The following is a 20,619-nucleotide window of genomic DNA, read 5'->3' as shown; positions in this document are numbered from 1 at the left end:
CTTGATCAGGGATGCAGGGAGAACCACGGGTATGGATACCACCGAGTCTTGGTCAACCGAAGAAGCGGCCCTGGGCCAGGCGCTCATCCGCCAGGGCCAGCTCACCGACAAGGAGCTGACCCGCCTGGACAGAATGCGCCGGAGCCAGTCCGGCGGCGATCCGCTGGCGCTGCTGCTGCTCAACCTGGGCATGATATCGGAGCGGGAACTGGCCAGGACACTGGCCGAGCTCAACGGCCTGCCGCTGACCGACAGCGAACAGTATCCCGACGCGCCTCCCCTCGAGCAGGCCCTGTCTTACCGCTTCCTCAAGGAACATCACCTGGTCCCCCTGCGCCAGGACGGCGATGGCCTGGTGCTGGCCATGGTCGATCCGGGAGATGACTTCGCCCTGCGCGCCATGGCCATGATGTGCCGCCGGCCGGTCCGCCCCCAGGTGGGAGTCAGTTCGGAGATCGCCGCCGCCATCGAGCGGCTCTACGGCGAGGGCCAGAGCAAGATGGGCGACATCCTCTCGGCGGTGCAGCAGGAAGAGGAAACGGAAGAAAGCATCGCCCAGCTCAAGGATATGGCCAGCGAGGCGCCGGTGATCCGCCTGGTCAACCTGATCATCCAGAAGGCGGTCGACCTGCGCGCCTCCGACATCCATGTGGAACCGTTCGAAAACCGGCTCAAAATCCGCTACCGCATTGACGGCGTACTGCAGGAAGGCGAGGCGCCACCCGTAAACATGAGTCCGGCCATCATCTCCCGTATCAAGATCATGGCCCGGCTCAACATCGCCGAACGCCGCCTGCCCCAGGACGGCCGCATCGAACTGAAAATCCAGGGCATGGAGCTGGATATCCGGGTCTCCACCGTGCCCACCATGCACGGCGAAAGCCTGGTCATGCGGCTGCTCAACCGGGAAAGCGTGGTGCTGGACTTCGACGCCCTGGGCTTTGCCGCGGAGACCAAGGCCCGGCTGCAACAGGTGCTGAAGATCCCCCATGGCATGCTGATGGTCACAGGCCCCACCGGCAGCGGCAAGACCACCACCCTCTATACCGCCCTCAACCAGCTCAACACCACGGAGCGCAAGCTGATCACGGTGGAAGACCCGGTTGAGTACCAGTTGGAGGGGGTCAACCAGATACAGGTGAAACCGTCTATCGGGCTCAGCTTCGCCAGCGCCCTGCGCTCCATCGTGCGCCAGGATCCGGACGTTATCATGGTGGGGGAAATGCGCGACCTGGAAACCGCCCGCATCTGCGTGCAGTCGGCCCTCACCGGCCACCTGGTGCTGTCCACCCTGCACACCAACGACGCCGCCAGCAGCGTCACCCGCTTGCTGGAAATGGGGGTGGAGGACTACCTGCTCACCTCCACCCTCAATGCGGTGATCGGACAGCGTTTGGTGCGGATACTCTGTCCCCACTGCAAGGAAGGCTACCAACCGTTGCCGGAGCTGGTACGGGAGCTGAAACTGGCGCCGCTGGCAACGGGCGGGCCCATCCGCCTGTTCCGCCCGGTGGGCTGCGCCCGCTGTGCCGGCACCGGCTACCACGGCCGGCTGGCGATCCAGGAGCTGCTCATCATGAACGACGATATCCGCAAACTGGTGCTGGGACACGCCGACGCCGGAAAAATCCAGGACGCCGCCATCCGTCATGGCATGAGGACCATGTACGGCGACGGCCTGCACAAGGCCCTGCAGGGGATCACTCATGTGGAAGAGGTGATCCGGGTCACCCAGGAGGCCTGAGATGGCATGGTTCCGGTTCAGGGCGGTCAGCCAGAGCGGCGAGGAGCAGGAAGGCCGGCTCGAGGGTGCCGACCAGCAGGCCATAGTGCGCCAATTGCAACAGCGGGGCCTGATCCCGCTCAGCGTGGAGCCGGCGGGCGGGCGGGATGCCGGCCCGGGCCTGAGGTGGCCGGGACGAAAGCGGGTAGGCGAGCGCCAGGTGCAGCTTCTGACCCAGGAGCTGGCCACCCTGCTCAAGGCCGGCATTCCCCTGGAGCGGGCCTTCGGCATCATGATCCAGGTGCGCGGCCAGGGCGACGACGTCCGCCTGCTCGGCCAGATCCGCGATGGCATACAGCGTGGCCAGCCCCTGTCGACGGTGCTGGCGGAGCAGGACGCGGCCTTCTCTCCCTTTTACCTGAATATGGTGCGGGCCGCCGAGGTATCGGGCAACCTGGACCGGGGCCTGGCGGATTTGGCCCTGTACCTGGAGCGCAGCCGCCAGCTCAGGGAAAAGGCGATGTCGGCCCTGATCTACCCCGTCATACTGCTGTTGGTATCGGCGGTGTCCCTGCTGATCATCCTCACCTATGTAATCCCCCAGTTCCAGCAACTGTTCGCCGACATGGGCCAGGCCATGCCCCTGCCCACCCGGGTGGTGATCGGCGCCGCCGAGTTGCTGCGCGACCTGGGTCCCTGGCTGCTGCTGCTGCTGCTGCTGGGCCTGATCTACGGCCGGCGCCAGCTGGCCAAGCCCGACCGGCGCCTGGCCTGGGACGGCCTGGTGCTGCGCCTGCCATTGGCGGGCGAGCTGGTGCGCCGGCTGGAGGTCGCCCGTTTCAGCCGCAGCCTGGGTACCCTGATGAAGGGCGGCGTGCCCCTGCTCGGCGCCCTGAACATCGCCCGCGACACCATCGGCAACCGGTTGCTGGCAGCCACCCTGCTGGAGGCCGCCACCGGCCTTAAGGAAGGGCGCCGGCTGGCCGAGCCGCTGCAGGCCTCGGGCCAGTTCCCGACCCTGGCGATACAGATGATCCGGGTAGGCGAGGAAACCGGCCAACTGGAGGACATGCTGCTCAAGGTGGCCGACACCTACGATCGGGAGGTGGAAAACGCCATCCACCGACTGCTGACCATACTGGAGCCAGTACTGATCGTCGGCCTGGGGGTAGCCATCGCCGGCATCATTATTTCCATCCTGGTGGCCATCCTCGGTATCAACGAACTGCCCATCTAGGCAGGAGGCAAGTGTGCGTAACAACAAGAGAAAAACATCACAATTCGGCTTTACCCTGCTGGAGCTGCTGGTGGTGCTGGTGATCCTTGGCCTGCTCGCCAGCCTGGTCGGCCCCCAGGTGCTGCGCCAGCTGGGCGGATCCAAGACCAAAACCGCCCAGTTGCAAATCCGGGAACTCGGCACCGCGCTGGACCTGTACCGGCTGGAGGTGGGCCGCCATCCCACCACCGCCGAGGGGCTGGATGCCCTGCTCAGCGCCCCCGCCGGGGCCCGGGGCTGGAACGGCCCCTACCTGACCAAGCGGACCCTGCCCCGGGATCCCTGGGGCAACGATTACCAGTACCGCTCCCCGGGCCAGTTCGGAGAATTCGACCTGTTCAGCCTGGGCGCCGACAACCGGGAAGGAGGCACGGGTGAGGATCAGGACGTGGTCAGCTGGGAATAAGGGGTTCACCCTGCTGGAGCTGCTGGTGGTGCTGACCCTGTCCACTCTGATACTGGCGGTGGCCCTGCCCCGTTTCGCCGCCCTGCTGCCCGGTGCCGAACTGAAAAACTACAGCCGGCAAACCGCCGCCCTGCTGCGGCTGGCGCGCAGCCAGGCCATCGCCACCGGTGAAGAAGTCGCCCTGGTGCTCGACCGGCAGGCTCGCCAGAGCCGGCTGTCCGGACGGAAAATGCCCTATCCCTGGCCGGAACAGGTTGAACTGCGGCTGGCGGAAACCACCGAGCCCGGGCAGCCGGGCATCGTCTTCTACCCGGACGGCACCAGCAGCGGCGGCACCCTGGTGCTGGCCGGATCCGGCCGGAATTACCGCATAGAAGTGCACTGGCTGACCGGCAAGGTGGCCTTTGATGACTAGGGGGAACAGCCAGGAGGGATTTTCCCTGCTTGAGGTGCTGGTCGCCTTTGCGGTACTGACCGTCACCCTGGGGGTGCTGCTCAACATCTTTTCGCTGGCCATCCGCACCACCCACAGCGCCCTGGAGCAACAGCAGGCCATGCTGCTGGCGGAGTCGAAACTGACCGAGCTGGACGCCGGCCGCCTGCGGCCGGGCCGGGAACGGGGCTGGTTCAACGACCACTACTGGTGGGAAACCCGGGTGGAGGAATTCGACAGCCGGGAACTGATGGATAACGAATCCATGCTGATGCCCTACCGGATGGAAGTGGTGGTAGGCTGGGATCCTGACCGGCAGTACCGGCTCAGCACCCTGCGACTGGTGAGGCTGGAGGCAAGATGAGGCGCCAGGCCGGCTTTACCCTGCTTGAGCTGGTGGTGGCGCTGACCCTGCTGACCCTGCTCTCTGGGCTGATGTTCGGCGGCCTGCGCCTCGCCGGCCGGACCTGGGAAACGGTAGAGCGCCGGCAGGAACGCCTTGGCGAAACAGTGCAGCTGCAGCTGTTTTTGCGCACCCTGCTGTCCCGGGCCGAGTCCAGGGATATCTGGGACATCCGCCAGACCCAGCTGCTGTCGTTCCAGGGCAACCAGGACGCGCTGCTGTTCCTGGCGCCCCTGCCCGTACAAGGCAACAACCCGGCCCGGCCGGCCTGGTTCTACCTGGCGCTGGATCAAACCGATGCCGGCCATCCCCTGCTGCAGTTGAAAACCCAGCCGTTCATGGCCGATGGCAACCCGGATCGACAACAGGATGTCGATCCCTTCGACTGGCATCAACTGCTGGACGACTTCCGCCAGCCCGGACTGCTGCCGCCCCTGCTGGCGCTGGAGGTGGACGAGCTGCAGCTTCAGTACCTGCCCCGGGAAGAAGACAGCCGCCAACCCCTCTGGCAGGCGGACTGGCTGGAGCAGGCGCAGCTGCCGGCCTTGATCCGGCTGCAACTGGACCCGGACTGGCCCGCCCTGATCATCGCCCCCGGAGATCGCCGCCATGAGATCAAGGATGAGTACTAGGCCGCGGGGCATCGCCCTGGTCAGCGTGCTCTGGGTACTGATGCTGCTGACCCTGATGGCGACCGGGCTGTCGCTCAACAGCCGCAGCCAGGCTCAGCAGAGCCGCAACCTCACCCACGCCGCCCAGGTTCGCCACGCCGCCGATGCCGGGCTGCAACTGGCACTGCTGGCGCTGGCCCAGCCACAGCAGCGCCAGCCCTGGCTGGCCGACGGCAGCCCCTACCTGATACAGCTGGACGATATCGACATCCAGGTGGCTCTGTTCAACGAAAACGGGCGAATCGATCTCAATGCCGCTGGCCCCGAGCTGCTCGACGGCCTGCTGGCCACCCTGGATCTGGACGACAGCCTGCGTGGCCAGTTGGTGGACGCCATCATGGACTGGCGCGATGGCGACGAACAACGCCGGCTCAACGGCGCCGAAGCCGACGACTACCTCGCCGCCGGGCTGGACTATGGTCCGGCCAACGCGCCCTTTCCGGCGGTGGAAGAAGTGAAGCGGGTGCTGGGCATGACGCCGGAGATTTATCGCCGGATCAAGCACAGCCTGACCATCCGCAATCCGCGCAATGCCATCCATCCTCTCTATGCGCCGCGCCAGGTGCTGCTGGCCCTGCCCGGGACCGACGAGGCGACCGTCGACCAGTTTATCGAGGACAGGCGCCGCAACCATGAGGACGGCCTGCCGCCCCCGGCGACCGACCTCTTCCCCCGCCCATTCCTCTCTGGCGGCGCCCCCGGGGTCAACTACACTATTCATACTGAAGCTCGTATGAATACGGTATATCGCTACCACCTGACGGCCAGCCTGATCAACCGCCGCGGCCAGGCCAGGGTGGAACAGGTTACCCAGGAATTCGTGCCGCTGTTCACCGAGCCTGCCGACTAACGGAGATTCCCTATGGATGGGGAAAAGCTGACCCGACTATTGCGTCATTACGGCTATCTGCTGGGACTGTGGACGGGAGTATTTTGGCAATGGTGGAGCCGGCAGTTGCTGGCCATGCTGCCGCAACGCCTGAGCCGATACTGGCTCATTCAGCAACAGCGGCTTTCCATCCATCCGGTACAGGACGGTTACCGCCTGGAACTGGAACCCAAGGGCGAGCAACTGATGCTGACGACTCCCCCTCCGGGCGAACTCTTGGCCCCCCTGCTGAAACAGGCGCAAGTCATCCGTCTTTGCCTGCCATCCGACCTGCTGCTGTCGACCCGTCTGCTCCTGCCGGTGGCCGCCGCCGGCAACCTGGTCGATGTGCTGCGCTTCGAGATGGACAGACACACCCCATTCAGTGCCGATCAGGTCTACTTTGGCTTCAAAACCGAGCCCCGGGAAAAAGATCATACCCAGCTCCAGGTCAGCCTGCTGCTGGCGCCCCGGGAGCAGGTGGATCCCGTGCTGGCGGAGCTGGAGGCACTGGGCGTAGCGCCCGACAGCCTTGGTCACGCCGATGATCCGCAGGCTCCGGTTATCGTCCTGCCCGCCCGTCATTCGGGTGCCCCCAAATCCGGCCGGATAAACGGCCTCAACGGCGCCCTGGCACTGGTGATGCTGTTGCTGTTGATCGCCGTGCCCCTGTATCAGCGCCAAAACCGGATAGCGGTCCTGAGCGAGCAGCTGGACCAGCCCAGGCAGCGGGCCGAACAAACCGCCCTCCTCAAACGGCAGTTGGAGGAGTTGCAACAGAGCAAACAGTTTTTGTCCCGGGCCAGCAGCAGCAGCCAGCCTGTTCTGCCGCTGCTGGCCGAACTGACCCGGATACTGCCCGATCATGCCTGGATCAGCCGGTTTGAGCTGCTCGAGGGCGCGGTACAGATCCGCGGCGAGTCGGCTAATGCCTCAGAACTGATCGGCCTGCTGGAATCCTCTCCCCTGTTCTTCGACGTCCGCTTCAGTTCGCCGGTGACCAACAACCCGGCCACCAACAGGGATCGCTTCATGATCGATGCCCGCTTCGGCAAGGAGGCCACCCCATGAACCTGAACGCGCGCCAGCAACAGTTGGCGGCACTGGGGATCCTGGTGCTGGTGCTGGTGCTGGCCTTTGGCCTGGTCATCAACCCCCTGCTCCGGCTCTTTTGGCAGCAAGGCACCACCCTGACCCAGCTGGAAGATCAACTGGGCCGCTACCAGCGGCTGTCCGCCGAACTGGAACAGACCGAACAGGCCCTGCAACAACTGCGGGCGGAAACCCCCGATACCGGTCTCTACCTGCCGGAGCGGCGCCCGGCGCTGGCCTCGGCCTGGCTGCAACAGCACCTTAACCGGCTGGTAGGCCGGGGGGGAGGCCAACTGGTCAGCATCCAGAATGCCCCCCTGGATGCCGAAGGCCCCTTGTCCGGGGTGATGCTGAGAGTGCACCTGCGCGGCGAGCTGGACCAGCTGGTGCCCCTGCTCCACGCCCTGGAATCGGGCCAGCCCGCGCTCTTTATCCGCAGCCTGGTGATTACCGCCAATCCACGCCGGCCGGCCGTCCAGATTAACCGCAACCTGGTGGTCCGCCGGCAGGATCCCCGCCGGCAGCAGATCCCCTCGCTCGATGTGCGCTTCGACTTGATTGGCTACACCCAGAGGGAGACACCATGAAACCCAGGTGGATCATGCTCACCCTGGCACTGCTGTGGCTGCCGGGAACCCGGGGCCAGGACAACGCCGGACCGGCGCCGGCCTTTCCCCCCCTCGAACACTTCGAGGGTATCCTCGAACGGCCGCTGTTCGAGGAAAGCCGCAGGCCGGCGATCGATGAAAGCCAGGATGACGTCAGTGCAAGCGCTTCCGCCATGCGGGAAAAGTGGCGTTTGTCGGGTGTGGTATGGGAAGGCGATCAGCAGTTGGCACTGTTCAGCGAGCGCCAGGGAGAAAGGCGGGCCCGGCTCAAGGTGGGCATGTACCTGGACGGCGGCTGGCAACTGGAAGAGATAGGGGTGGATGCGGTCACCCTGGGCGATGGCGCCGATCGCCTGCGCCTTGAGCTGTGGGAGCCCAGGCTGCCGCCCAGCCGGCCTCTTGTCGAGGGGTCGGCAACGCCGGCCGAGCCCCCGGCACAGGAAGAAGACAACAGGGAAGCGGCCCCGGCAGGGTCCGGTGAAGACCAGGCCGCTCCGGACAACCACGAACAGGGAAGTAACGGGGAGTCATCATGAACAACGTTTACCGCCTTAAAGGGCTGTGCATCGGCGTTTCCTGCGCCCTGCTGCTCGCCTGCACCACCCCCACCGGGGACAGGGGCGCCCTGGACAAACCCTGGGGCGAGGCCAGGATGAGCAGCGGCTACGACCCGGTCCGGCTGCCTCCCCGGGAAACGGCAGCGTCCCCTACTCCGGAGTCCAATGTCATGGATCCGGCCGGCCAGCCGAGCACCCGCTCCGAGATTTACCGGGGATCGGGCAATTTCGTCCGCCTGGATCCGCGAGCGGAAACCCAGGCGCCCGCCCCCGGCGACATCACCCTCAACTTCCAGGGCTCCGACATCGCCGAGGTGGTCAAGACCATACTGGGCGACATCCTGCAGCTCAACTATTCCCTCGACGAAAGGGTACGCGGCCAGGTGTACCTGCAGACCAACAGCCCCGTCAGCGAGGAGGCCCTGCTGCCCACCCTGGAAAGCCTGCTGCAAACCCATGGCGCCGCCCTGGTGCACAGCAACGGCCTGTTCAACGTGGTGCCGGCCAGCGAGGTTCCGGCCTCCGTGCTCAACCCCCGGCTGGCACCCACCGCACAACGGGGCTACCAGATGCTGATTTTGCCGCTGCGCTATATCGGGGCGCGGGAAATGGAAAAAATACTGGAGCCGGTAAAACCCCGCCAGGGCACCCTGATGGTGGACGACAGGCGCAACATGCTCACCCTGGTGGGCACCCGGGACGAACTGCTCAACATCCGCGAAACGGTCAACCTGTTCGACGTGGACCAGTTGCGCGGCATGTCGGTGGGCTTGTTCCGGCTGCAGGCCAGCAGCGCCGATGTCATCGCCGGCGAGCTGCAGGCCATTTTCGGCGACCAGGCCGAAGGCCCGCTGGCCGGCATGGTGCGCTACCTGCCCATAGAGCGGCTCAACGCCCTGCTGGTGATCACCCCCCAGGAACGCTACCTGACCGACGCCCGGGTATGGATAGAGCGGCTGGACAGGGCCGAGAACCCGCGCGGGCTCAACATGTACGTGTACCATGTGCAGAACGGCAAGGCCGACCACCTGGCCGAGCTGCTCAACCAACTGTTCGACAGCCAGCGCCGCAACCGGGGGGATTCGCCCCTGCCGCCGGCCAGCGCCCCCGGCGAAGAGGGGGCCCCGCTGCAAATCGCCACCGGCATCAACGCCGCCAACCTGGACGTGGGCGAGGTAAGCGTGATCGCCGACACCGAACGCAACGCCCTGGTGGTGATGGCCGCCAGTGCCGACTACGAAAAAGTGGAGCAGGCCATCAAACGGCTGGACCAGCTGCCGCTGCAGGTACTGGTGGAGGCCACCATAGTGGAAGTGAGCCTGGAGGACGAGCTGCGCTACGGCCTGCAGTGGTATTTCAAAAACAACCTGGGCGGCGGGCGTACCGGTGCCGGCGGCCTGGGCCCCTTGCCGATCCCCACCGCCGACAGCCTGGCCGCCTCCAGCGCCAGCTACGAGGTATTCAGCGCCAGCGGCACCCGCGCCCTGCTCACCGCCCTGGCCAGCGATTCCAAGGTGAACGTGATTTCCTCCCCCTCGCTGATGGTGCTGGACAATCAGAAAGCCCAGATACGGGTGGGCGACCAGGTGCCTATCCGTACCTCGGAAACCACCAACCTCAACAGCGACGTGGGCAACATCACCAGCACCATCCAGTACCGGGACACCGGTGTGCTGCTGGAAGTCACCCCGCGGGTGAACGCGGGCGGCATGGTGGTGCTGGAGCTGATCCAGGAGGTCAACGACGTGGCCGCCACCACCACTTCCAACATCCAGTCGCCCACCATCACTCAGCGCAAAATAGATACCCGGGTGGCCATACAGAGCGGCGAAACCCTGGTGCTCGGCGGCCTTATCCGCGAAAACAAATCCCAGGACAGCCAGGGCCTGCCCGGCATCCGCCATGTACCGGTACTGGGCTGGCTGTTCGGCAGCAGCGGCACCAACGTCAGGCGCACCGAACTGGTGGTGTTGATCACCCCCACTGCCGTGACCAACCCCCAGGACGCCCGCGCCGTCACCCAGGAATACCGCCGCAAGCTGCAGGGGGTGGCGATGTAGCAGAAGCCGGGGGCGACAGACGCCCGGCGAGGAGTTGTATCGGCCCCGATACAACTCCGCAAGACCTATATCATTGATATTTCATACATCTTCTAGCCCGGCCTCCGCCGACTGTTATCTTAGCCTTACAGTTTTCAACATCTCACTTATCTGAAAATAAAAAATTCCTTTTATTTCATATAGATAAAAACATGGCACTAACTATGCCTCCTTATGGCTATCTCCCTGGCACTGATATGAGCAGTACCGATTGCGGGAGTCGATTCCCCGAGGCCCCGGGCCGCGGGACGGTGTCCTGTCTTGCAGGGCAGGCGCCAACCCAAAGATATGGAGGATTGCATCATGTCTATATGGAATTACTGTAAATCCGGCGCCTGCCTCGGCACCCTGCAGGGTTTTGCCGCAGCGGCGGCAGGCGCCCTGGTACTGATGCTGGCAACGCCACCGGCCTATGCCAACCATCCGGGGGGGCCGACGACCACCCTGAATGTACAGCCCGTATTCGTGGCGGGTAACCCGACCTGTTCATCCCTGGGTTCGGAATTTACCGAATATAAAATCAACGAAGTGGGCAACGGCACCTTTACGGCGCCCGATGGCACCAAGTTTACCCTTAATGTCTACTCAAGCCCTTCCGGCCAGGCATTCGACTGGTCGGCGTCGGGTGGCGTGGTCAAGGACATGGTGGTCAAGGGCGGGCCCAATGCCAACTATTACCAATACGATCCCCCGCACACCAACGCGGTGGCCGATACCTTCCTGCATTCCCCGGTCAACCACAGCAACGGCAAGTTTTATGGCCTGAGCCATATTTCCTTCTGTTATGAACCGGGAGCCCCCAGCATCGATATCTCCAAGATCTGCGACAGCACCGATCTTTCCGGTACTACCGCCACCTATAATTACACCGCCACCGTCACCAACGACGGCAGCTTCCCGCTGACCAGCATCATGCTGAAAGAAGCCAATACCGGCTTTGACAGCTGTGTCGTGACCTCGCTCAACGGCAGTCCGGTCACGGAGCAGGCGCTCACCCTGGGCAGCTTTGTGGCGGTCAATGGCATCGGCACCCTGGATCCGGGTGACTATGTGGATATCGGTATCACCTGTACCGCCGGTGAAATCAACCTGGTCAACGAAATCCATGTGGAAGGCACCCACGACGGTGACACCGTGACCGACATGGACAGCGCCCAGTGCCTGTTCGCGCCCAGCCCCATGGTCAGCGTCGACAAGACCTGCCCGGCCGATGAAAGCGTGCGCCTGATGTCGATGGACAATATGCTGGTAGTGGAAGTGTGCCCTGTGATCACTATCACCAATACCGGTGCCGAAGATCTGAAGTCGGTGTTCGTCAACGATCCGGCCATTCCGGAACTGGCGCTCCTGGGCGATTTGGGCGCCCTGGCCGCAGGCAACAGCATAGTGCTAGACGACTACTGCTACCTGCCGGCTGCACCGGAAGGCGCCACCCTGGATGAGTTCATGAATGTCGTGGCTGACCCCATGGATACCATCATGGATACCGAAGGCAGATATGCCAGCGCCACCGCCGCCTTCTTCAACAAGGTAACGGTTGACGCCAGCGGCTTCTTCGGCGGCACCGCCAGCGATTCGGATACCACCTATACCTGGGATGAAGAAAAAGGAGAATGGGTGGCCGAATGCCCGCTTTGTGCCCCCTGCCCGGAATGTGAAGAAAAAGACATGGAGTATTGATGGCTCCGGTATCAAAAGGGCGGCCCGGGCCGCCCTTTCCGGTATCAACGTTTTTTGCCGTTCCCCTTGCCGCCGCCATCGCCTCCCTGCAGGCGAATGGACACGGTGGCGCTGGCACTCAGCCTGCCATCACTGATGGTATAACCGAAACTGTCGTTATTCTTGAAGTTCCTGGCCGGGGTATAGGTCAGGGTACCGTCCGGATTGAGCACCACTGAGCCCTTGCCACCCGGGGCCACGGCCGTGATCGCCAGCATGTCGCCATCCGGATCATCGTCATTGGCCAATACGTCTATGGTTATGGCCTGAATCGCGTCCAGCGCGACTTCATCATTGCTCGCCACCGGCGCCTGATTGGCCACTTCCGGCTCGGCTTCTTGTTCGACCGCCTCAACCACCACCGTCACGCTGGCGCCGGCTTCCCCTCCCCGGCCATCGGCAATGCGGTAACCGAACACTTCGGTGCCGCTGAATCCGGCGGGCGGCGTATAGACCAGGCTGTTGCCGCTGATGGCCACCTGGCCGGTACTGCTCCCGACAGCGGTGATGCTCAGCTTGTCCGCGTCCGGATCCCAGTCGTTGGCCAGCACCGCTATGGTCACGGCGGTATCCTGCCGGGTGCCCGTACTGTCGTTGACCGCCACCGGCGCCCGGTTGGCGGCTTCCGGCTCGCCGCCCTCGAAGTGGATATCCACCGTCATCCCCTTTTCATCCGCCCACAGGGGGGTGATGGTCAGGCCGCTGTCCGCATCCACATAGGAGATGCCCGCTCCCAGGGCCGGATCCATCAGATCGAACTCGGGAGCCCAGGTGACGCTGCCCGGGGTCATGTCCAGCAGGTAGCTGCTGTTGCGATCCCCCTCCGTGGCCAGGCGCAGCAAGATGCCGTTGGCCAGGGTCTCGGGATCGCCGAAGGTGGAGCTGGCAAACAGGGGTTTGTCGGCGCCGATGGGCTGGCGGTGATCCAGGTAATACCACTGTTTTCTGCCGTTCGCGTCCAGCCCGCGCAACACCTTGAGCCCCTTGGGACTGCTGTCCTGGCTGGCCGTGGGCGCCAGTATGTAGGTACCGCCGGTGGTGACCTCGGTCACGGCCGGCGCCAGCTCCCGGTTGAGCCAGCCCAGCAGCTCTTTCTGGAAGGGGTTGGTATGGCTGGCGGCATTGCCCATGATATCCATGGTATCGCCATACTCCAGGCTGGTGCAGTTTCCCGCCAGTACGCCCTCGCTGCAGCTCAGGCCGTGGGCATGCATCAGGCCCATGTTATGACCCAGCTCATGGGCGACAAACTTAAGGTTAAGCCCGGCGGTGATAAAGGCGCGGGACGGCGAACCGCCGACGGTGGCCCAGTTGGCGTTGCAACCGCTGGAAGACGGCACAAAATACACCAGCCGATCGTAACGGCTCAGATCCACCCCGCTTTGGGTGGCCAGTTTGTTGGCTTCGTCTATGGTGGCGGAGGGACAGTTGCCGCCGTCCAGCGGCACCGTATACCAGCCCAGCGCCTCGCCGCCGAGCCAGGTCTGGCCATAGGAGGCTTCCATAAAATAGTTGCTCACCGGGCCGAACATAAAGTCGGCCGCCTGCTGCCGGCTCCAGGGCTTGTCGTCGGGCGCGTTCCGGTAATTGACCAGGATCACGGCGGTACGCTGCTCGCCCAGGCTCAGGTAGCCGGAGCCGACGCTGCCGCCATTGCTGCCGCCATCCGCTCCGCCTTCGGCAGCCAGCACCAGCAACTCGTCGGCGGACAGCAGTATCTCGTCATCGGCAGAATCAACCGGCCGGCCGAGCGCATAGCCGCTAAGCCGCACCAGCTGGCCGCTGTGGAGATCACCCGCATGGCCGGCCAGATACAGCTCCAACCGTTCAGCATTGGGGGTATGCAGCAGGTAACGCAACCGGCTGCCACCTTCTTCATGGTGCTCATAGCGCAGTTCCAGCTCGCCCTGCAACTCGACGCGCCGTTCCAGCAAGGCCCGGATCCTATCCGGCATGGATGCCCATCCGTCAGTTGCCACCAGCTGCAGTGCCTGGCCGGGCTGGCCTTGGGCCAGCTCACGCAGGGCTTCCCTTCGCTGGCTGACCAATTCAATCAACCGGACCTCGGCCATGGCCTGGTCGGCGCCGGTAGCCGAGCGCCACTCTTGCATCAGGTTTTTCAGCGCCTTGTTATGCTCCTCAACCACCTGAGCGGCCCTGACCTGGCCAGACACCTTGAGATCGGAAAAACCCCGAGCCTGATGCTCGGGAGCGGCCAAAGCGGACATGGGCATACTCAGTGCGGCGGCAACACCGCCAGCCACCAGAAAACGGGCAATAGCAAGCCTGGAGAGGTGCATCGGTTTCTCCCAAAAATAAAGCAAAAAAATCCTGCCCCCTGGAAATGAGGGTCATTTAAATCTTTAAAACGGGTTATCCAACCAGAGAGCCGCACGGCGGATATTGATCCATGCAGGCGGTAACAAACTCAAATGGTTCTTACCTGACCAGACGGCGGGCACTATAGCACGGCAAATTGATGACTTTTTATTCCCTATTGATATAAAAAAACACCATTCGTCCAAATAAAAAGCAAAAGGAGCCTATTGGAAATGATAAAAAATGTTAAGTAACGGATATTCATGAAATTATTAAGCTGATTATATTTTAACCACTTAAAATATTCAGTTTGAATAGACTGTCATGGTCGGGTCAATTTTTGTCATCTATATTCTCAATTGGAACATATCCAACCCGACATTGTTCTCCCGGATCATGGCCATACTGTCAAGACGCTCCCATTACCGTTTCCTCTAAATAACAGTTCCGAATGGTAGATCACTGCCGGCAGCGACCGGGTTCCGCTAAGCAGACCCTCCGCGCCAGGGCCGGAAAATGCTCCTGCCGTTCCGGCATTCCCACCATCCCTGGCGGTCAGAAGCGTGGCACAGCTCCCATGGATGGGTTCACGGCGTGTCTGCGTGCGGCACTCGGTCGATGTAGCACACTATTATGATCAGTTATTTAAATCACCCGCCCAAATATCCAGCCCGACCGGATGCAATTCGCCTCCACCAAACAGGCCTCGGCGACGGGATGACACAGCGGCATACCGGGAATGGATCAAGACCCCATGGTTAACAGTTTCAATTCCTTACAATTCCTTTGAAAATCAACAGCCGATAACCGGTGCCCTGAAAAGATGTATCTAAAAATTAACAGTCAGCGACCACCAGACCCTGGTAAAAACATCAATAACCATATAAATCAGCCACATAGAACCATGGCACAGGTATTGCCTAATACCCGTTGCCTTGTCCGTGTTTGTTGGCTTGCAGGCTGATATGGATAGCATTAAAGCCAGACAGAGATGAGCTGTATATCACAACCTGGCAGTGGTCTTTCCTTAGCATTCCACTCCTACCAGGCTAAAGCCGATGCCGGCCTTCGGAAGACGAATGTCCGGGATTTTTGTTCGCCGAGGCCAGGGCCCCGGCTTGGAGGTGCAACATGAAACGAACAGATAAAATACCAGGCACATTTTCTGCCTGGCTATTGGGAGCCGTATTGAGCCTGGCTTCCCCCTTGACTCTGGCGGTTGATGTGGAAAACCTGGGGCTATTCGAGCTCGATGGCAATGCCATGCAAGATGATGCCTTACCACCACCCTATGACTGGGAAACCCTGCATGAAGGCGTACCGGCTGGCGTTGTTTTTACCGGCATCAATCCCGATCCGGAAAATCCTCAGCGCATCCTTGCCGGGGGGGTAAAGGATATTCAGGACATATCCTTAGGCGGGATCACCTCCAAGGTCTGGAAATGGACAACCGGCTCGGTCCCCGACAAGAGCAATATCAAGAATGCCTACGCCGCGTCCATGGTCTACAACAACCCCAATGACGAAAATGACCCCAACAATGGAGACAGGATCATTTATTTCGGTGCCGACCGCTTCAGCAACGTGGGCGACACTTTTATGGGCTTTTGGTTCTTCAAGAACAAGATCACCATTCCCGAAGGCAGCATCGACGAATTCAGCGGGATACACAAGGATGGCGACACCCTGGTACTGGTTAACTTTCCCCAGGCCAACAACGCGGTACCGCTTATCCAGGTAGTCGAGTGGGACAGCAGCTGCGACGGCAAGGGCGCCAACAAGATCGTCAATAACGGCTACAAGGATGGTGATTGTGTTGCCAACAACCTGAGGCTGGTAGCGGGCACTTCCGGCGCCGGCGCCATCTGCGGCAACGGTGGCATAGAGGATGCCTGCGCCATTACCAATGATATGACCATCGACTCCCCCTGGGACTATACCTCCAAGGATGGCTTCGTAAATCAGTTCCCGTACGAAACCTTTTTTGAAGGCGGCATCAACCTGACCAAACTGTTTCCGGACAGCGACGGCTGCTTCGCCAGCTTTTTGGCCGAGACCCGTGCCTCCAGCTCCTTTACCGCCGACCTGAAGGACTTTGTGCTGGACGAGTTCCCGGTATGTTCCACCGATATCACCACCGAGATCCACTCGGACAGCAATCATGACGATGATATTCAGAACACCGCCATCAATGCCGGCACAGGTATCCACGACCTGGCCCTGATCACCTTCAGTGGCCCCAGCGGCCTGAATGTGCTGGGTACCGTTACCTTCGACACCTTTGCCGCCGCCTGTAACGAACTGCTGGATAGCCAGGGCGAGCCGATTGTGCCCCTGCCGGACAGCTTGGACACCTACGTCGTCAACGTGAACTACGACCTGGCAGGCGACAATACCCTGATGGTGGAAACCAACGGCTGGACCAACGGCAACACCGGCGGAGGCCTCACCAGGAGCGATACCGATTTCCCGGCTCCGGGTCCCTTTGCCTACCTGGTCCGGTTCGAGAGTGAAACCAATGGTATCCCCGATTCCGACTATCACTGCGAACAGCTTAACGTGAACCAGTTGACTCCCTCGGTAGTGACCCGTATCCACCAGGGTTCTGTCTCGGTTGTCGGCCATGCGGATGTGGATATCCAGAACGGCACTGTCCCGGTGGGCACCACCATCCACGATCTGGCCGAAGTCACCGGCGCCAGCGGCCTGCTGCCAACCGGTACCATCAGCTTTGTCTTCTACGACAACCTGACCTGTGACGGCAACGAGCTGGCCACCCACGGCAACAAAGCCCTCAGCGGGGCGGGAGTGGTGGCCACCGCCGAGTCCAACGACTACAGTACAGTGGGCTATCTCTCCAACACCGATACCCGGGGCCTGTCGATCAAGGCCAGCTACAGCGGGGACACCAACTATGCCCCGGCCATGGCCAACTGCGAACCGCTGACCGTCAGCAAACGCAACCCCAGTATCGAAACCCATGTCATACTGCTCGACCAGGCCAAGGTGGAAGGAGACGGCAATAGCATAGTGGGGGTAGGAGACCCCGGCGGGGTCGTCGACTTTGATATCTATCTCAACAACAACTGTGCCGGTACCCCCGAAGAAACCGTAACCAATGTAGCCCTGGCTGACGTCAATGGCGATCTGATTGCCCGCATGACCCAAGAAGTCATCGTCAAGGCACTGAACACCACCAGCCATGTGTCCTACAAGGCAACCTACAAGGGAGACAATAACTACAAATCCGTGGCACACGCCTGCGAAGTGGTCGCGGTGACCCTGCCCGCTAAAACCACGGCCAATTGATAATACCTGATGGCCAACAGCAAAGCGGTGGCAATCTGCCACCGCTTTTATTTGGTTTACTTAGCGCCCTTTCCCTTGCCGGCACCACCGCCCCCGCTGTCGGTGGTGTTCAGGTTAATCCTGACCCTGGCCTGGGCCTGGCGGTGTCCGTTGCTAATCAGGTAGTCGAAACTGTCGCTGTTTTTAAAGTTGCGCGCCGGGGTATAGCTCAGGCTGCCATCGTCGTTGATGGTCACACTGCCCCTGGCACCCTGGGTCACTCCCACCACCTGCAAGGGGGCATCGGCCGGATCCCAGTCGTTGTGCAATACAAAGACGTTGATGGGCGCCACCGTTTCCATAACTGCATCGTCATCCACCGCCACCGGCGGCTGCTCCCCGGCAACAACCTCATAAACCAGCCCGGCCTGGCGCAGGCCATCCTGATGCAAGGCACTGAGCGTCAGTCCGTAAGCCCCCTGATTGCTCCCCGCAGGAGAAGTCACCGCCAGGGTCGTTTCCAGCACGTCACCCGGCGCCAGGGACACCAGAACGTCGTCCAGGTGCAGCGACCAACCGGCCGGACCTTGTGCCTCCAGCGCGATATCCATGCTGCCACAACCGGCTCCGTTGGGGTTGGTGAGCCGCAGCCGGTAGTTCAGGGTGGAACCTGCCCCTCCTTGCTGGCTGGCAGGAATGGGCTCCAGCACGGGCTCCTGCAAGGCGCAGGGTTGATCAAACAGCCGGATATCGACCACCGCCTCGTCGGCCTCCACCCGCACCGGCGTGATTTCCAGCAGGCCTTCCGGATCGACAAAGGTTCTGCCCGCTTCCAGCGCCGGATCCCGGGTATAGAGATCGGCATGGGTTTCCGGCGTCATATCCAGCAGGTAAACCCCGTTGGAACCCCCGCCCTCGTAGTGCACTCGAACGTTGATGCCATTGGCGATATTATGGGCATCCATCATGCCGCCATCGATAAAGCCATCAAAGCCGACAGGCTGGCGATATTCCAGGTAGTACCAGGTCTTGCGACCATTCTCATTGATATTTTTCAGAACCCTCAGCGCCTTTACCCCGGCTCTGGCATCGGCCACCGGTATCAGCCGGTACTGCCCGCCACCGGTTACCGTGGCTACTTCCTGCTCGTCCAGCCAGCCCAGCCGGTGCTTTTGCACCGCGTTAAAATGGCCGGAAGAGGCCCAGCCCATCACGTCCAGGCCGTCGCCGTACTCCAGGTTTTGGCAGTTGGACCAGGGATAGGTGCCCACGGACCCGCCACCGGACCCCACACTGGTGCCGTCGGAACACACCAGCGAGTGGGCGTGCACCGTACCCAGGTTATGGCCAAATTCGTGGGCCATGGTGGTCAGGGTCAGGCTCTGGTTAATCCAGGCGTGGGAGCTGGTGCCTCCCACAGTGGCACTGCCGGAAAAACCGCAGGCATTGCGCGGAAACACATAAACAAACCGCTGGTAGTTGGCCACCGCCACACCGGCGGCGGACGCCTCGGCCTGGGCCTGGCTGGCGAGGGTGTTGACATCACACTGCTGGCTCGACAGCGCCAGGGTAAACCAGCCGGCCACCTCCCCCTTCAGCCAGGTGCGGCCATAGGTATTTTCCTGGTAGTAGTCGTTGACCTGGCCGAACACCAGCTCCCGGGCAAACTCCCTGCTGTAGGGCTGAGTGGTGTTATCGGAAAAATTCACCAGCAACACCAAAGTCTTCTGTTCACCCAGACTGGGCCCGCTGGTTGTGGTTCCCGAGCCGCCAGCACCGTCGCCACCTCCGGTATTCAGGATCTCCAACTCGGCATCGACCACGCCGGCATCAACTGTTGAATCCGCCATTTTCGGCAATAACCAGCCCCTGGCCTTGACCCGGCTTCCGTGAGGCAGAGCGGACTGCGGTTCAGTCCCGAACAGCATAATGCTATTCCCCTGCTCCGTGACCAGCCGGTGCAGCAGGCGATGGCGGCCGCCGGCATCATCTTCGTAACGGGCATCCAGCTCGCCCTCCACCTCGAAGCGCTGCTCCAGCCTGGATCTGACCTCGTCCGGCATGCCTTGCCGCCGTTCGGCGGGGATCACCACCCGCAGCACCGCTTGCGGCTGTGTTTCGGCCAGTTCGGTCAGCAACAGCCGCCTCGCTTCGGCCAGCTCAACCAGCATTGCCAGGGCGCGGGGCTTCTCTGCGGCAGCGGCGGCCTGCCAGCGCCGCTGCTGCGCCAGCAGGGCACGGGTCTGTTCCTCGGCCTGCTGCCCAGCCTTTTTCCTGTCCGCTACCACTTCGGCTGCGACAGGCCGGTTTTGATGTCCCACTTCGGCCAACGCCGGCAACGGCATACTCAGCGTGGCGGCGATACCGCCGGCCACCAGCATGGACTGAGTCAGGACGACAAGGCTGCCCAGCAGGGGACGTTTAATCGGTTTCAAAATGCTCCATTCAGAGCCGTCGACAATAGCAGGCCTGGAGAGGCGCATCGGTTTCTCCCAACAATTAAACACAAAAGTTTCTGCCCCTGAGTGGGATCATTCAAATCTTTATTAACGGATGACTTGCCAAGGCAGCGGTCAGTAAGAAACTCAAATGGTTCTTCAGTGACCAAACGGCGGGCACTATAGCACGGGGAATTGGCTGTTTTTATTCCCCGTTGATATAAAAGAGGTAAAAACATCTAAATAAAAAGCAAAAGGAGTCTATTGGAAATGATTATAAAAGGTTAAGTATTGGATATTAATGGCATTATCAAACTGTTTATTTATTAACCACTTGAGATTTGGTTATTAAAACTGCAGGCATGGTGAAGTCAATTTTTGTCATACACATTCTCAAACGAAACATCATTTTCCGCCGCCCCGAGCACAAGGGCCGGTAAACGGGCCGGCAGGGGAATTCAAGGCAGGGCTGAGCCAAATGGCTCAGTATTCATCCCACAGAATGATGGCCCGAAAGCAAGAGCAGCAGGGAAAATAACGAAAAGCACAACAACCGGCGCGGCAAACACAGACTCGACAAAGTCTTTTGCTGCCGTGGCAGGCTCCGGGGGCTCTGTATATTCTCGAGTGTTTCATGGTGTAGTTTCTTTGCCTTGTTACGATCGCTGCGCCATTTCATTGCGATAAGTAGAAAAAGCAATTTCTGCACCAATTCAGGC

The 20,619-nt window shown here is 61.6% G+C and carries 15 protein-coding genes; 13 read left to right on the top strand and 2 right to left on the bottom strand.

Annotated features, from left to right (window positions below; genetic code table 11):
• Window positions 1–31 precede the first annotated feature (31 nt).
• The 12 genes from gspE to C7I36_RS10470 all read left to right on the top strand — a co-directional run bounded on the left by gspE (window position 32) and on the right by C7I36_RS10470 (window position 11,816).
• Complete coding sequence (gene gspE / locus C7I36_RS10525; protein ID WP_106453676.1) at window positions 32–1,744, top strand: type II secretion system ATPase GspE; 1,713 nt, start codon at window positions 32–34, stop codon at window positions 1,742–1,744.
• 1 nt (window position 1,745) lies between these two features.
• The gene (locus tag C7I36_RS10520) at window positions 1,746–2,960 is read left to right on the top strand and encodes a type II secretion system F family protein (protein ID WP_106453675.1); all 1,215 of its coding nucleotides are present in this window, start codon (window positions 1,746–1,748) and stop codon (window positions 2,958–2,960) included.
• 13 nt (window positions 2,961–2,973) lie between these two features.
• Window positions 2,974–3,405, top strand: coding sequence for a type II secretion system major pseudopilin GspG (gene gspG / locus C7I36_RS10515; protein ID WP_106453674.1), 432 nt, complete (start codon window positions 2,974–2,976; stop codon window positions 3,403–3,405).
• Window positions 3,374–3,820 carry a GspH/FimT family pseudopilin gene (locus tag C7I36_RS10510; RefSeq protein WP_106453673.1) on the top strand — a complete coding sequence of 149 codons (447 nt, stop codon included), beginning with the start codon at window positions 3,374–3,376 and terminating at the stop codon, window positions 3,818–3,820. Before gspG ends, C7I36_RS10510 begins: the two co-directional genes overlap by 32 nt.
• The gene (locus tag C7I36_RS10505; protein WP_106453672.1) at window positions 3,813–4,202 is read left to right on the top strand and encodes a type IV pilus modification PilV family protein; all 390 of its coding nucleotides are present in this window, start codon (window positions 3,813–3,815) and stop codon (window positions 4,200–4,202) included. The genes C7I36_RS10510 and C7I36_RS10505 overlap by 8 nt, the downstream gene beginning before the upstream one ends.
• Entirely contained in the window at window positions 4,199–4,873 is a 675-nt protein-coding gene (locus tag C7I36_RS10500; protein ID WP_106453671.1) for a prepilin-type N-terminal cleavage/methylation domain-containing protein, read from the top strand. The genes C7I36_RS10505 and C7I36_RS10500 overlap by 4 nt, the downstream gene beginning before the upstream one ends.
• Complete coding sequence (locus C7I36_RS10495) at window positions 4,863–5,762, top strand: type II secretion system minor pseudopilin (protein WP_245880092.1); 900 nt, start codon at window positions 4,863–4,865, stop codon at window positions 5,760–5,762. The genes C7I36_RS10500 and C7I36_RS10495 overlap by 11 nt, the downstream gene beginning before the upstream one ends.
• Window positions 5,763–5,774: 12 nt before the next feature.
• Window positions 5,775–6,851, top strand: a complete 1,077-nt coding sequence (locus tag C7I36_RS10490; protein WP_106453670.1) for a PilN domain-containing protein — start codon at window positions 5,775–5,777, stop codon at window positions 6,849–6,851.
• Entirely contained in the window at window positions 6,848–7,459 is a 612-nt protein-coding gene (gspM, locus tag C7I36_RS10485) for a type II secretion system protein GspM (protein WP_106453669.1), read from the top strand. Before C7I36_RS10490 ends, gspM begins: the two co-directional genes overlap by 4 nt.
• Complete coding sequence (locus C7I36_RS10480) at window positions 7,456–8,016, top strand: hypothetical protein (RefSeq protein WP_106453668.1); 561 nt, start codon at window positions 7,456–7,458, stop codon at window positions 8,014–8,016. Before gspM ends, C7I36_RS10480 begins: the two co-directional genes overlap by 4 nt.
• Entirely contained in the window at window positions 8,013–10,097 is a 2,085-nt protein-coding gene (gspD, locus tag C7I36_RS10475) for a type II secretion system secretin GspD (RefSeq protein ID WP_106453667.1), read from the top strand. Before C7I36_RS10480 ends, gspD begins: the two co-directional genes overlap by 4 nt.
• 342 nt (window positions 10,098–10,439) lie before the next feature.
• On the top strand, window positions 10,440–11,816 hold the full coding sequence (locus C7I36_RS10470; RefSeq protein WP_106453666.1) for a COG1361 family protein: 1,377 nt from the start codon (window positions 10,440–10,442) through the stop codon (window positions 11,814–11,816).
• A 44-nt stretch (window positions 11,817–11,860) separates the two neighbouring features.
• On the opposite strand, the gene C7I36_RS10465 is transcribed toward C7I36_RS10470, so the two are convergent.
• Window positions 11,861–14,083: an Ig-like domain-containing protein gene (locus C7I36_RS10465; protein WP_181256349.1), complete on the bottom strand. Its 2,223-nt coding sequence runs from the start codon at window positions 14,081–14,083 to the stop codon at window positions 11,861–11,863.
• A gap of 1,279 nt (window positions 14,084–15,362) precedes the next feature.
• Between C7I36_RS10465 and C7I36_RS10460 the strand changes: the two genes are divergently transcribed.
• Window positions 15,363–17,483, top strand: a complete 2,121-nt coding sequence (locus C7I36_RS10460; RefSeq protein ID WP_106453664.1) for an Ig-like domain-containing protein — start codon at window positions 15,363–15,365, stop codon at window positions 17,481–17,483.
• 56 nt (window positions 17,484–17,539) lie between these two features.
• On the opposite strand, the gene C7I36_RS10455 is transcribed toward C7I36_RS10460, so the two are convergent.
• Window positions 17,540–19,897 carry an Ig-like domain-containing protein gene (locus tag C7I36_RS10455; RefSeq protein ID WP_181256347.1) on the bottom strand — a complete coding sequence of 786 codons (2,358 nt, stop codon included), beginning with the start codon at window positions 19,895–19,897 and terminating at the stop codon, window positions 17,540–17,542.
• Window positions 19,898–20,619: the final 722 nt, after the last annotated feature.

Source organism: Zobellella taiwanensis, assembly GCF_003012795.1.
In the GTDB taxonomy this organism is placed as follows: Bacteria; Pseudomonadota; Gammaproteobacteria; order Enterobacterales; family Aeromonadaceae; genus Oceanimonas; species Oceanimonas taiwanensis.
This window is presented reverse-complemented; position numbering and strand designations above follow the sequence as displayed.